This window comes from Streptomyces sp. BB1-1-1 (assembly GCF_031597775.1).
Classification (GTDB): domain Bacteria; phylum Actinomycetota; class Actinomycetes; order Streptomycetales; family Streptomycetaceae; genus Streptomyces; species Streptomyces thinghirensis.
Genome location: NZ_CP134203.1, coordinates 7,555,045 through 7,566,862 on the forward strand (window position 1 = coordinate 7,555,045; position 11,818 = coordinate 7,566,862).

The window sequence follows — 11,818 nt, forward strand, 5'->3', positions numbered from 1 at the left end:
TTCATTAAGTACGTTCGGCAGATCCTTCCCGCTGCGACGGATGCTGCCCGGCCGTGTCGCCGGGCAGCACCCGTCCCGCGGGACGCCGAACGTCAGGAGGCGGGTGTCCCGTAGACGCCCATCTCGTGGATCGAGTAGCCCCAGGTGGTCTTCCGCTCGACGCCCTGCACGCGGACGTACCGCACGGCGTCGTTGCCGCAGTCGTCGGGGCGCTGTGTGGACACGGTCGTCCACTCCGCCCCGTCCTGGGAGGTCTGGACGGCGTACTCCGTGGCGCAGGCGTTCTCCCAGGCGAGGGTCACCGCCGCGACCTTCGTCGGCGCGGCCAGCTCGATCCGCACCCACTCGTCGTCCGAGTAACCGGAGGCCCAACGGGTGCCGATCAGCCCGTCGTTGACGTACCTGGGCGCCAGCCGGTCGAGGTCCTGCTCCACGCTGGACGCGGACGCCGTGCCCGTCAGGGCGAGGTTCTCCCCGCCTCCCGCGGAGTCCCACAGCCGCAGCCGGACGTCGGCCTGGACCAGGAAGGTGTCGAGTACTCCGTCACCGACCTTGGGCTGCACCTTCCCCCAGGAGTTGCGCGGCGGATCGACCCGCACGGCGCGAGCCCGCCGCTGCAGCTCGTTCGATTCGGCCAGCAGCCGGTCCGAGGTCTCCTTGTCGCCGGCCTGCCGGGCGTCGAGCGCGTCGAGCATCGTCACCATCGCCCTGCCCCACAGCTCGGTGGCGTCCAGCCAGGGCGCCGCGTCGACGGTGAATCCCTCGTCCACGGATCCGCCGCGGATCGTGGCCGGGGCCTCTTCGACGGCGGTCGCGTACGCGCGCAGGGCTTCGACGGCCCCGGTGCGGTCACCCGCGTCCCACGTCTCCCAGAACTCCGCCGTGCGCCGGGCGAGTTCGGGCGCCTGCGGCTGCCAGGGCGTGGTGCCGAAGGTCGGGGCCATGTGTTCCAGGTCGCCGAAGACGAGCAGGGCGTCGGTGGCCTCGCGATCGCCACCCGCGAGGTAGGACATCGCGTTCCGCCAGTTCTTCCTCGCGTCGTAGGCGCGGTCGTTCCAGCCGAAGTCGGCGGCGCCGAAGACGGCGACCTTGCTGGCGTACGGCTGGTTCATCGGGTTGGCCACGATGCCGGACAGGTGCTCGGACAGGCCCGCCTCGCGCTTGTCGTACGGCGCGAGCAGCAGCCGCCCGCTGGTGTTGCCGAAGTCGTTGACCGGGTAGTTGTCCCACACGAAGACCTTGCGGCCGAAGACCTTCGCCGCCTGTTCGGCGTCCTCGTCGGTGATCTGTGCCGGCACGACGCCCACACCGGTCCACATCACCTCGACCACGGGGTCCAGGGTGTTCCGCAGGGCCTGCTTGTAGGCCGAGTCGGTGTGGTTGTAGTACTCGGTGGGCACCATCTGCAGCGGCCACGCGCCCTCGTGGGTGGCGATGAAGTCGCGCTGTACGTCGTTGAGCAGGTCGACCTGCGCCTTTCCGGCGGCTCCGGCACTCGGGTCGCCGTAGGCCGCCCGGTCCGCCTCGCAGTTCCAGCTGGTGTAGTCGATGTCGTCGAGCGGGATGGAGAAGGCGCGGGTCCCCAGGTCGTACAGGGCCTGGAGCTTGTCCTTGAGCGCCTTGCGGTCGGCGGGGTCGGAGTAGCAGATCGACTCCCCGGGGGAGACGGCGAAGGTGAAGCGCACATGGTTCGCCGTGGCCCGGTCCACCAGCTCGCCCAGCTCCGCCAGCTTGTCCGCCGGGTAGGGGTCGCGCCACTTGCCCCGGTGATAGGGGTCGTCCTTGGGCGCGTAGACGTAGGTGTTCGCCTTGACGTCCCCGTAGAAGTCCATCTGGTCGAGGCGTTCGGCGTGCGTCCACGGCTGTCCGTAGAAGCCCTCGATGGTGCCTCGCAGCGGCATCGACGGGTAGTCGCCGACCCGCACGCCGGGCACCTTCCAGGACTCGCCGTCCGCACGGACGAACAACTGGCGCAGGGTCTGCACGGCGTAGAACTGGCCGGCCCCGTCCTTGCCGCCGAGGGTGATCCGCGAGCCCTGCCCGGACCGCGCGACGCGCAGGGCGTAGCCCTCCGCGTGGTCCGGCACCGCCGTGTCGCCGAGCGCCGCCGCGATGTCGGGACGGGCGGCCGGGCCGAGCCGTACGGTGAGCAGTCCGGCGGCGGCCCTGGGGATGTTCCCGGGGGCGACGACGTCCACCCGGCTCGCACCGTGCGCCTTCAACTCCCGGCCGAGGCGGGCGCGGGCGGCCGCGTCGGTGTCCTCGTCCGCCACCACGAGCACCCTGCCCGTCACCACGACGTCGTCACCTGCGCGGGTGAGGGACCGCGGGGTCGGCGAGAGGGGCGGAACGGCGGACGCGGCGTGCGGATCGGCATCCGCGGCGGCGGCCGGCAGAGACTCGAATGCCAGGGTGCTTGCGAGTGCGAAGGACACGCCGACCATCGCGATGGCGTTCACGCGTCTTCCCATGAGACCTCCAGGCTTGGTCTGGACCATCAACTTGCCTTGTCTCGACCGATGATGAAGGAAGAGCGCCGCCGGAGGTAAGACGTATGGGGTCTAGACCTCTTTGCCGCTTCCCTTTACTCTGGCCAACACTGATCGCCGAGGCGCGGAGCAGCGGTGACGGTGCGGGCGGGGCCGTTTGACCTTCACACAGTGACAAGGTCTTCACTGTGGCCAGGAGGTGGTCCCGACGACATGTCGAAACAGGACAGGGATACCGAGCAGGCCCTTCGGAGGCTGGAGGACATCAGCCCGTCAGTGCGGCTGCGGGCAGCGCTGGGAGTCGGAACGGCTCCCGACCCGCGGTTCGTCGACAAGCTCGTCGAACGATGCGCGGTCGAGCCGGAGTTCTACGTGCGCGACATGCTCACCTGGGCACTCACGCGGCACCCGTCCTCCGTGACGCTCCCGGCGCTGCTGCACGAAGTCCGCGCGGAGCACGCGCAGGCACGAAGCCAGGCCCTGCACACGCTGTCCAAGATCGGGGACCGGCAGGCGTGGCCGGCGATCACACGGGCGCTGCTGTCCGACGCCGACGACGAGGTGGCGCGGAGCGCCTGGCGGGCAGCGGTCGTGCTCGTGCCCGAGGGTGAAGAGCCCGGGCTGGCCGCGGTGTTGGCCACACAGCTCGGGCGCGGCGAACGGGAGACGCAGCTGAGCCTCAGCAGGGCGCTGATCGCGCTCGGAGAGGTGATCGTGCCGCCCCTGCGTGCCGCGACGACGGATCTCGACCCCCTGGTGCGCCGGCACGCGATCGCCACGGAACGGCTGTTGCGCGACCCGGATGCCGGGTTCGAGTTCGCGATCGAGGAGGCGAAGCGCATCGTGGTTTCGGGCAGGACGAGCCAGGGGTGACAGGTCAGGAGTGACAGGCAGTGTTGATCAGTGATGTGGCGCGGCGGTCCGGGGTCAGCGCCCGCATGCTCAGGCATTACGACTCGCTCGGCCTGGTGCGGCCGACGGGTCGTACCGACGCCGGCTATCGCGACTACTCCGACGAGGACATCCGGCGGATCTTCCATGTCGAGATCCTGCGGTCACTGGGCCTGTCACTGCGCGAAGTCGGGCGCGCGCTGGACGATCCCGGTTTCACGCCCGCGCAGCTCGTCGGCGACCTCGTCCGGCAGACGCGGGAACGCATCGCGGCCGAGACGGAGCTGCTCACGCGACTGGACCGGATCGGAGCCGCGGAACCCGCCGGCTGGGAGGACGTCCTCCAGACCGTGGCTCTCCTGCAGGCACTGGGGTCGAAGAGCGCCGCGACGCGCCAGCGCGCGGCCCTGTCCTCGGCCGAAGAGGCTCCGGTGCCGGTGGAGGCACTGGTCGAGGCGGCGCTGACCGAGACGGACCCGAACGTCGCCGGGGCCCTCCGCTGGGCTCTGGCGCGCTCGGGCGGTGCGGGACTCGCGCTGCTGGCGTCGGGACTCGCCGCACCGGACGCCGAGGTGCGCGAACGTGCCGTCCGGTCCATCGCCGAGATCCCGGACGATGCGGCGACCACACTGCTCAAGGAGGCCCTCGCCGACTCCGAGGTCGTGGTCCGCGGGTACGCGGCCGTGGCGCTCGGGGCACGCGGGGTGGCCGACGCGGTGCCGACGCTCGTCGACATGGTCGTCGACGAGGCGAACGACGTCGACGCGGCCGACGCGCTGGGCGCGCTGGCGCTCGACCCGGCGCTGGCGGACCGGATCGCCACCGGGCTCGTCGACCGCCTCACGCCGGGCACCGCCGGATCATCCGCACGTCGGCGGCTGACACAGGCGCTCGCGGACATCCCGGGCACGACGGCGTCACGTGCCCTCGCGGAGCTGTCGCACGACGAGGACCGTGCCGTGGCGCTCACCGCGGCGTACGTGCTCAAGCTGCGCGACGCACGGTAGCGGATGTCTGCGGTTCGCCACCGGCGGTGGGCGGGCGGCACGTTGTCTCGGCACCGGCGGCACCGGCGGCACCGGCGGCACCGGCGGCACCGGGCCGCCACGGGCCGCACTGGCGGCACGGGCCGCATCGGCCGCACGGGTGGCATCGGCGGCACGGGCGGCGTCGGCGGCACCGGCCGCACGGGTCGCCACGGGTCGCCACGGGTCGCCACGGGTCGCATCGGCCGCACGGGTGGCATCGGCGCACCGGCGGCACGGGTGGCGTCGGCGGCACCGGCCGCACGGGTCGCCACAGGTCGCACTGGGTCGCACGGGTCGCACGGGTCGCACGGGTCGCATCGGCGGCACGGGCGGCGTCGGCGGCACCGGCCGCACGGGTCGCCACGTGGCGCATCGGGTTGCACCGGCCGCAGGGGTGGCACAGGCGGCACAGGCGGCACAGGCGGCACAGGCGGCACAGGCGGCACAGGCGGCACAGGCGGCGTCGGCGGCACGCCGGCACCGCCCGCACCGCCCGCACCGCCCGCACCGCCCACACGCCGGCACCGCCCGCACGCCGGCACCGCCCGCGACCGGCAGGCCCCCTCACGCGTCCGCGCCGACCGTCTCCGTCGCGACCCCGCGCTGCCCCCGTCGCGCCGTGCTCTGCCGTACGACGAGACGTGTCGCCAGTTCCATGCGCTGGGCGGCTCCGCGGGGGTCGTCCGGGCGGAAGAGCATGCGGGTCGCCTCCTCGGCCATGTGCCGCAGCGGCTGGTGGACCGTGGTCAGCGGCGGGCTCGACCACTGGGCCGGCGGTACGTCGTCGTAGCCGACCACCGAGAGGTCCTCCGGCACGCTCAACCCCCTGAGCCGGGCCGCCTCCAGGACACCGAGCGCCTGGAGGTCGCTGCCCGCGAAGACGGCCGTCGGCCGGTGGGGGCCGCCCAGCAGGTCCATGGCGTGCTCGAAGCCGCTCCGCACCCGGAAGTCGCCGCAGCGGACGAGACGCGGGTCGACCGCCAGGCCCGCCATGGTCATGGCCGAGCGGTACCCGTCGAGACGGGCCAGTGAGCACAGCATGTCCTCGGGCCCGGTGATGACCGCGACGCGCTCGTGTCCGTGGTCGGTGAGATGGCGCGTCGCCGCGAGCCCTCCGGCCCAGTTGGCGGAGCCCACGGACGGTACGTCGGGGTCGGGGTCGCCGGCCGGGTCGACGATGACGAAGGGGATGCCCCGCGATCCGAGCCGGTGCTTCACCTCCGCGGGGAGCGACGAGAAGACCAGCACGACACCCAGCGGCCTGCGTCGGAGCACGCCCTCGACCCAGCCGGGGGCGGGTGCGTGCCGGGTGCCGCTCCTGGTGAGCACCACGGTCGCCCGGTTGGCCTTGGCGACGTTCTCCACGCCCCGGACGAGTTCCATCGCCCAGACGCTGTCCAACTCGTGGAAGACGAGTTCGACGAGCGGGGAGCGCGGTGGGCCGGAGGTCCGGCGGCGGTAGCCGTGGACCTCCAGGAGCCGCTCCACCCTGGCCCGGGTGAGGCTGGAGACATCCGAACGACCGTTGAGGACCTTCGAAACTGTCGGAAGGGAGACCCCCGCTTCTTTCGCCACCTCGGCCAGCGTCACCCTGGCGCCCACCTCAATTCCACCGTGCATACAGGCAGGGTAGGTCATGCGATCGATAACGTTTTGAGTCGGCACCCGCACGGCCATTGACCGGAAATCCCGACTGACTTTACTGTCCGACAGCATGGACTTTCGGTGATGGTGCCGAAACTTTCGAAAGGCGAACGATGAAGACACGTGCGCGCTTGCCCAGACTGGTCGCCACCGGCGCGACGCTCGCCCTGGCGCTGAGCCTGTCGGCCTGCGGCGACGGGAACGGCGGGGCGTCGTCGGACGACGGCAAGATCCATGTCCTGGTCTACGGGGACGCCACCAACAAGGTCGAACAGCGGATCGTCGACACCTTCAACAAGACGTCCGACGTCAAGGCGGTGCTCGACACCATCCCCGGTGCCGACTACCAGAAGAAGCTCCAGACGATCATCAACACCCCCCAGGCTCCGGACGTCTTCTTCAACTGGGGCGGCGGCAGCATCAAGCCGTTCGTCAAGGCCGACCTGCTGCTGCCGCTCGACGACTTCATCAAGAAGAACCCGGACCTGAAGCAGAAGTTCCTGCCGTCCGTCTTCGACAGCGCCGTCGTCGACGGCAAGCCGTACGGCATCCCGATGCGCGGCACCCAGCCGGTCCTGCTCTTCCACAACAAGCAGGTCCTCGACGAGGCGGGCGTCGAGCCCCCGAAGACCTGGGACGAGCTGCTCGACGCGGTGGAGAAGCTCAAGGACGAGGGCGTCACGCCGATCGCGCTCGGCGGCGGCGACGTCTGGCCCACCCAGATGTGGTTCCAGTACCTCTACGACCGCATCGCCGGCCCGGAGCTGTTCGCTAAGGCCGTCGGGGGCGACAAGAGCGCCTGGGAGAGCGCGGACAGCAAGAAGGCCCTGGACATGATCAAGGAGCTGGTCGACACCGGCGCTTTCGGCAAGAACTACGACTCCGTCAAGTACACCAACGGCGGTTCGGTCCAGCTGGTGGCCTCGGGCAAGGCCGGCTTCGAGCTGATGGGCTCCTGGTACTACTCCCAGCAGCTGACGGACCACCAGGAGTTCGCCGAGAAGGACCTCGGCTACACCGCCTTCCCGGCCGTCCAGGGAGGCAAGGGCGACCCGGCCAACGTCGCCGGCAACACCAACAACTACTACTCGGTGATGAAGAAGACCGAGCACCCGGAGGCCGTCGCCGAGTTCCTGAAGCTCATGTACTCCGACGACTTCGTCAAGGCGCAGTTGGACATCGGCAACCTGCCGACCACGACCAACACCGACGAGTTCATCGGGACCTCGGCCACCCCCGAGTACTCGCGCTTCCAGTACGACCTCGTCGCCGACGCCCCGTCGTTCCAGCTGTCCTGGGACCAGGCGTACCCGCAGAAGGCGAGCTCGGACATGCACAAGGCCGTCCAGCAGTTCTTCAACGGACAGCTCGACACGGACGGCTTCATCAAGGCCATGCAGGCCCTCCCGACCGAGTGACGAACGGCTCATGACCACACAGATCACGAGCGCCCGGCCGGCCGCCGGACCCCGCAAGGAGTCCCGGCGGCGGCCGCCCGCCTCGTCCGCAACGAAGGTAGGCCGCCCGGGCTTCGCCTGGGCGCTGCCCGCCGCGGTGTTCTTCGCCCTCTTCGCGATCGTCCCGCTGATCATGGTGGCGGTGCTGTCCTTCATGAGCTGGGACGGGATCAGCCCGCCCGAGTTCGTCGGCACGGACAACTGGTCGCGCCTCATCGACGACCCGGTCATGCTCAAGAGCATCTGGCTGACCCTGCTGCTGACCGCGCTCGGCGTGGTCCTCCAGACCCCGCTGAGCATCCTGCTCGGCGTCTGGGCCGCCGGTCACCAGCGCAACCGGGCCGTCCTGTCGGTCATCTACTTCATCCCGCTGCTGCTGTCCGCGACGGCCGTCTCGGTGTTGTGGCGGGCGCTGCTCGACCCGAACTTCGGCATCCCCGCCGACGCCGCCTGGCTGTTCGGCGACGGCAACCTGTTCGGTGAACAGGCCACCGCCATCGGGGTGCTGGCGTTCGTCAGCACCTGGCAGTTCACCCCGTTCCACACGCTGATCTACCAGGGCGCCGCCCGCGCGGTCCCGCAGGTGCTGTACCAGGCGGCGGAGATCGACGGGGCGGGCCGCTACCGGCAGTTCTTCCACATCACCCTGCCGCAGCTGCGCACCTCCATGGTCACCTCGATGATCCTGATGATCGTCGGTGGTCTGACCACGTTCGAGACGATCCTCATCCTGACCCAGGGCGGTCCCGGCACCGACACCACCATCAGCGCCTACTACATGTACGACAAGGCGTTCAAGAGCTTCGACTACGGCACCGGCTCCGCGATCGCCCTGGCCCTGGTCGTCGCGGCCACGATCATCTCGCTGATCATCGTCCGGGTCTCCGGCTACGACAAGATGCGCAGTTCCGCGGAGGGTGTGTCATGAGGCGCCGACCGAACTACGTGGCCGGCGCGGGCTCGCTCGTCTGGCTGGTCCTGGTCGGCCTGCCGCTGTACGTGATGCTCGCCGCGACCCTGCGCACCCGTCAGGACTACGCCGAGAACGGCCCGGTCTCCATCCCGGACAGCTTCACGCTGGACAACTACACCGGCGCCTTCGACTCGGGCTTCGGCCAGTACTTCTTCAACACACTGGTCGTCACCGCCAGCGTGATCGGCATCGTGCTGCTGCTCGTCCCACCGCTCGCCTACGCGATCGTCCGCAGCCGCGGCAGAGCCACGTCGGCGATCTTCCGGCTGTTCCTGCTCGGCCTCGCCATCCCGGCCCAGGCGGTGATCGTGCCGATGTTCTACCTGATCAGCGAGGCCGGACTGTACGACAACCTGCTCGGCGTCATCCTGCCCACGGCCGCGTTCTGCCTGCCGATGTCGGCGCTGATCCTCAGCGGCGCGATGCGTGACATCTCCCCGGAGCTGTACGAGGCCATGGCGATGGACGGCGCGAGCCCGCGGCGCATGTTCTTCCAGCTCGTCATGCCGCTGTCCCGCGGCGGAGTGTCCACGATCGTGGTGTTCTCGGCGCTCCAGGCGTGGAACGGCTTCCTGTTCCCGCTCGTCCTGACCCAGTCCGACTCCACCAAGGTGGTCACCCTGGGTCTGTACAACTTCCAGACCGCGCACGGCATCGACATCCCCGGTCTGCTGGGAGCCGTGGTGCTGTCCATGGTGCCCATCCTGCTCGTCTACCTGTTCGCCCGTCGCGCCCTGGTCCAGGGCCTGATGGGCGTCGGAGGAAAGTGATCGCCGACGTGGCCGTTGAGACCACCCCCGAAGTCCCCCTCTGGAACGACCCCGCCCACTCCGTCACCACCAGGGTGTCCGCGCTGATCAAGGCGATGACCCTGGAGGAGAAGATCGCCCAGCTGTACGGCGTCTGGGTCGGCGCGTCCGACGAGGGCGGTGACGTGGCCCCCCATCAGCACGACATGGAGGAGGCCGTCGACCTCGACGCACTCCTGCCCACCGGACTGGGTCAACTGACCCGGTCGTTCGGCACCGTTCCCGTCGACCCGGCACTCGGTGCGCTCTCCCTGTCGCGCACCCAGGCCCGCATCGCCTCCCGGAACCGCTTCGGCATTCCCGCCGTCGCGCACGAGGAATGCCTGGCCGGCTTCGCCGCCTGGGGCGCGACCGCCTACCCCGTCCCGCTGTCCTGGGGCGCCACCTTCGACCCGGACCTGATCCACCGTATGGCCGCCGCCATCGGCCGCGACATGCGGTCCGTCGGTGTCCACCAGGGCCTCGCGCCCGTCCTGGACGTGGTGCGCGACGCCCGCTGGGGCCGGGTCGAGGAGACCATCGGCGAGGACCCGTACCTCGTGGGCACCATCGGCACCGCCTATGTGCGCGGGCTGGAGGGCGCGGGGATCGTCGCCACCCTCAAGCACTTCGTCGGCTACTCGGCCTCCCGCGCCGGACGCAACCTCGCCCCCTCCTCCGTGGGCCCGCGGGAACGCGCCGACGTCCTGCTGCCGCCCTTCGAGATGGCGATCCGCGAGGGCGGCGCGCGGTCGGTGATGCACGCCTACACGGACATCGACGGTGTGCCCGCCGCGGCCGACGAGGACCTGCTGACCGGGCTGCTGCGCGACACGTGGGGCTTCGAGGGCACCGTCGTCGCCGACTACTTCGGCATCGCCTTCCTCAAGACGCTGCACGGGGTGGCCGCCGACTGGGCCGGTGCCGCCGGCGCCGCGCTGGGGGCGGGCGTCGACGTCGAACTGCCCACCGTCAAGACGTTCGGCGCGCCCCTGGCGGAGGCCGTCGCCGCCGGGCGTGTACCGGAGAGGGTGATCGACCGCGCCCTGCGCCGGGTACTCACCCAGAAGGCGATGCTCGGGCTGCTCGACCCGGACTGGGACCCCGTGCCGCCCGCGCTCGACGGCGCCGACCTGGACGACCCGGAGGCCCTGCGCGGCAGGATCGACCTGGACGGGCCCGCCAATCGCGAGCTGGCCCGCACGGTGGCCGAGGAAGCGGTCGTGCTGCTGAGCAACGACGGCACCCTGCCGCTGGACCGGCCGCGCCGCATCGCCCTGGTCGGACCCAACGCCGACGAGGCCACCGCCGTACTGGGCTGCTACTCCTTTCCCCAGCACATCGGCGTGCACCATCCCCAGACCCCGGTCGGCATCGAACTGCCCACCCTGCGCGACACCCTGGCCGCCGAGTTCCCCGAGGCCGAGTTCACGGTCGTACGCGGCACGGGCGTCGACGACGGCGACACCTCCGGGATCCCCGAGGCCGTCCGGGCGGCCCGGGACGCCGATGTCGTCGTCGCCGTCCTGGGCGACCGTGCCGGCCTGTTCGGCCGCGGCACCAGCGGGGAGGGCTGCGACGCCGAGTCGCTGGCCCTGCCCGGCGCCCAGCAGCGACTCCTCGACGCGCTGATCGACACCCGCTCACCGGTCGTGACGGTGCTGCTCGCGGGACGCCCCTACGCGCTCGGCCGGGCGGTGGAGGAGGCCGCCGCCATCGTGCAGTCGTTCTTCCCCGGCGCGGAGGGCACCGCCGCCATCGCCGGGGTGCTCAGCGGACGGACCGGTCCCTCCGGCAGGCTTCCGGTCAGCGTGCCGCGCGGAGCGGGTGCGCAGCCGACCACCTATCTCGGAGCGCGGCTCGCCCACGCCAGCGAGGTGTCCAACATCGACCCGACGCCCGCCTTCGGGTTCGGGCACGGCCTCACGTACACCACGTTCGCCTGGAGCGACCTCGTGACGTACACCGGGGAAGCGGCCACCGACGGCGAGTTCTCGTTGGCGCTCACCGTCCGCAACACCGGCGAACGGCACGGCACCGAGGTCGTCCAGCTCTATCTGCACGACCCGGTCGCCTCCGTGGTCCAGCCGGTTCAGCGCCTCATCGGCTACACACGGGTGCCGTTGGCCCCCGGCGAGGCCCGCAGGGTACGCGTCACGGTCCCGGCCGACCTCGCCTCCTTCACCGGCCGCGACGGCCGCCGCCTCGTCGAGCCGGGCGACCTGGAACTGCGGCTCGCGGCGTCCAGCACCACCCCGCTCCTGACGGCGACGGTCACCCTCACCGGCCCGGTACGCCATGTCGACCACACGCGGCGCCTGCACGCCGTATTCGGTCAGGAAAACGCTGCCGACGCCTGATCCGCCCGCAATACCACGAGCGGTGCACCCGGCGACAGTGCCGGGAGCACCGCTCGCTGCTTTACGGTTGGCATTCGCCTTGTTCCGCGGATGAATGGCTGGCGGGAAAGCCGGGTGTTCCGCTCGTTAATGGTGAGGAGCGCGGCGCTGAATAGCAGGTCTCGGGGAACGGCGCCGACACATTCGGA

General features: G+C 70.9%; 8 protein-coding genes. 6 read left to right on the top strand and 2 right to left on the bottom strand.

Annotation, left to right across the window (positions count from 1 at the left end):
• Nucleotides 1-92: 92 nt before the first annotated feature.
• Nucleotides 93-2,471, bottom strand: coding sequence for a beta-N-acetylglucosaminidase domain-containing protein (locus RI578_RS34645; protein ID WP_310874746.1), 2,379 nt, complete (start codon nt 2,469-2,471; stop codon nt 93-95).
• A 231-nt stretch (nt 2,472-2,702) separates the two neighbouring features.
• On the opposite strand from RI578_RS34645, the gene RI578_RS34650 reads away from it, so the two are divergent.
• Both RI578_RS34650 and RI578_RS34655 read left to right on the top strand, forming a co-directional pair.
• Complete coding sequence (locus RI578_RS34650; protein ID WP_310874747.1) at nt 2,703-3,362, top strand: HEAT repeat domain-containing protein; 660 nt, start codon at nt 2,703-2,705, stop codon at nt 3,360-3,362.
• A 20-nt stretch (nt 3,363-3,382) separates the two neighbouring features.
• On the top strand, nt 3,383-4,387 hold the full coding sequence (locus RI578_RS34655; RefSeq protein WP_310874748.1) for a HEAT repeat domain-containing protein: 1,005 nt from the start codon (nt 3,383-3,385) through the stop codon (nt 4,385-4,387).
• Nucleotides 4,388-4,972: 585 nt separating this feature from the next.
• Here the strand turns inward: RI578_RS34655 and RI578_RS34660 are convergent.
• A complete protein-coding gene (locus RI578_RS34660) occupies nt 4,973-6,028 on the bottom strand; it encodes a LacI family DNA-binding transcriptional regulator (RefSeq protein ID WP_310874749.1) in 1,056 nt (351 codons plus the stop codon).
• A gap of 137 nt (nt 6,029-6,165) precedes the next feature.
• Between RI578_RS34660 and RI578_RS34665 the strand changes: the two genes are divergently transcribed.
• Genes RI578_RS34665 through RI578_RS34680 form a run of 4 tightly spaced genes read left to right on the top strand, consistent with a single transcriptional unit; the run spans nt 6,166 to nt 11,630 of the window.
• Entirely contained in the window at nt 6,166-7,470 is a 1,305-nt protein-coding gene (locus RI578_RS34665; protein ID WP_310874750.1) for an extracellular solute-binding protein, read from the top strand.
• A 10-nt stretch (nt 7,471-7,480) separates the two neighbouring features.
• Nucleotides 7,481-8,437: a sugar ABC transporter permease gene (locus RI578_RS34670; protein ID WP_310874751.1), complete on the top strand. Its 957-nt coding sequence runs from the start codon at nt 7,481-7,483 to the stop codon at nt 8,435-8,437.
• Entirely contained in the window at nt 8,434-9,252 is an 819-nt protein-coding gene (locus RI578_RS34675) for a carbohydrate ABC transporter permease (RefSeq protein WP_310874752.1), read from the top strand. Before RI578_RS34670 ends, RI578_RS34675 begins: the two co-directional genes overlap by 4 nt.
• Entirely contained in the window at nt 9,249-11,630 is a 2,382-nt protein-coding gene (locus RI578_RS34680; RefSeq protein WP_310874753.1) for a glycoside hydrolase family 3 N-terminal domain-containing protein, read from the top strand. Before RI578_RS34675 ends, RI578_RS34680 begins: the two co-directional genes overlap by 4 nt.
• The last annotated feature ends 188 nt before the right edge of the window (nt 11,631-11,818 follow it).